Raw genomic sequence first — 1,682 nt, 5'->3', positions numbered from 1 at the left:
CACCCCAAGTCCCGTCCCGCATCCCAGGGACGGGTTGTTTCAGCAGCTCAGAGCTCGTTTCGGCGTTCCAGCATCCCTGATCGCCCCTCGGATGTGGTGGCTGGGATGGATCACCGGACAAGCTCAGGTCATCCAAGCACACCGCTCCCGGCAGCCGGTCCCGACCGGCCGCCACGGCCTTGCCACATGATGGGGAATCAGCCATGACCGCGTTCCGCAGCACCCTCGCCTCGAACACCACCCGTACGTCCCGGCGTCTTGCGGGTGCGGCCGCCGTCGCCCTCGCCGCGCTCGCCCTGACCGCCTGCCAGAACGGCACGGGCCTCCAGGACGGGGGAGCCGCGGCCGCCGGGGACTCCGCCACCTCCACGCCCACGCCCACGGGCGCCCCGGCCGGTCAGCCGGGGACCTCGGGTACCCCGTCCCCGGGCCCCGCGGCGACGACCGGGGGTGCGAAGGCGACCGGCGGCGCGAAGACCGGAACCGACCAGGGCAACGCGAAGGGCTCGTCGGACCCGGCCGCCCCCGGCAACCGCGTCCTGTGCAACGGCTCCAACACCGAGGTCACCGTCCAGCCGGTCCCCCGGCCCCTCAACCACATGCTGATCACGGTGAAGAACACCGGCTCGAAGCTCTGCGACCTGACGTACTACCCGGTGCTCCGCTTCGACGAGATGCAGTGGGCTCCGGTCGCGCGGAGCGAGACCAAGCCCCAGGCAGTGGTGTCCCTCGCGCCCGGCCAGTCGGGCTACGCGGGCGTCATGCTGTCGGCGGCCGACGGCAGCGGCGAGGGCGGGACGACCGGACATCGGCTCACGATCGCGTTCCAGGGCCAGACGCCCAACAGCGTCGGCGGTGCGTCCGCGACCCCGTCCCTGCCGGCGAAGGGTCTCTCCTACGACAGCTCGCTGACGGTCACGTACTGGCAGCAGGAGATGACGGACGCACTCGGCTCGTAAGACGCCCTCGCCGGTGGCGCCGGTCCTGGGAAATCCACCCCGGACGGCCGGCGCCTCGTCGGTGTCCCCGCCGTCTCCGGCTCGGCGCTGTCAGGCCTTCCACCAGGCGTCGGTGCCACAACCGACCTCGTAGTGCCACCAGCCTTCGTCCCGCCCGCGGGTCAGAAGCGCCTTGATCCCGGCGAAGTCCGCGCCCGCCGGTGCGGTGAGGGCCACCATGGGGAAGTCCGCGCTGAAGACCTCGCCGCCGAGCCCGAACTCGGAGAAGTGCCGGTGCACCGCCTGAGCGCTGCGCCCCAGGGGGCCGGCGGGCTCGGGCAGGACACGGATCGTGCAGTTCCCGGAGGAACTGACCCGGCCGACGGCCCAGTGGAGGCCGTCGGAGTCGGTCCGGTACCGCACCACGTCGCCCTCGGCCACACCGTCCTGAAGGAACGGGGCGTTCCGCACGCTGGCCGTGTCATCGCCGACCTTCGTCGCCCACAGGCCTTCGGTGTCCTGTGGGAGCCATCCCTCGCGAGGGGTGAACCGGAACCAGACCTTGATCTCCTCGACCACGTTGTCCATGACCACCATCATGCGGCGATCGTCAACGACACCTCGTACCGGATCCCTGCTCGATGGCCGCGGACGCGGGGGGGGGGGGGGGGGGTGAGAGGAGGGGGGGGGGTGGGGGGTGGCGGGGGGGGGGGGGGCCGGCCCCCCCGGGCGCGCGGGGCGAGG

2 protein-coding genes are annotated in these 1,682 nt (G+C 72.5%); one reads left to right on the top strand and one right to left on the bottom strand.

Features of this window, described 5'->3' with window-relative positions; genetic code table 11:
- Positions 1 to 203: 203 nt before the first annotated feature.
- A complete protein-coding gene (locus tag ACFV0Q_RS41425) occupies positions 204 to 959 on the top strand; it encodes a DUF4232 domain-containing protein (RefSeq protein ID WP_385013264.1) in 756 nt (251 codons plus the stop codon).
- A gap of 90 nt (positions 960 to 1,049) precedes the next feature.
- On the opposite strand, the gene ACFV0Q_RS41420 is transcribed toward ACFV0Q_RS41425, so the two are convergent.
- Positions 1,050 to 1,538 (bottom strand): DUF4265 domain-containing protein, encoded by a 489-nt coding sequence (locus tag ACFV0Q_RS41420; protein ID WP_385013262.1) that lies wholly within the window; start codon positions 1,536 to 1,538, stop codon positions 1,050 to 1,052.
- Positions 1,539 to 1,682: the final 144 nt, after the last annotated feature.

Source organism: Streptomyces sp. NPDC059564, from assembly GCF_042735575.1.
Lineage (GTDB): Bacteria > Actinomycetota > Actinomycetes > Streptomycetales > Streptomycetaceae > Streptomyces.
Note: the sequence above shows the minus strand (reverse complement) of the source record. Positions and strands in the feature narration are given on the sequence as shown.

What these genes read in the sequence shown, in the direction of transcription:
- ACFV0Q_RS41425 (WP_385013264.1), top strand. Translation starts at nt 204, where the DNA reads ATGACCGCGTTCCGCAGCACCCTCGCCTCGAACACCACCCGTACGTCC.
- ACFV0Q_RS41420 (WP_385013262.1), bottom strand. Translation starts at nt 1,538, where the DNA reads ATGATGGTGGTCATGGACAACGTGGTCGAGGAGATCAAGGTCTGGTTC.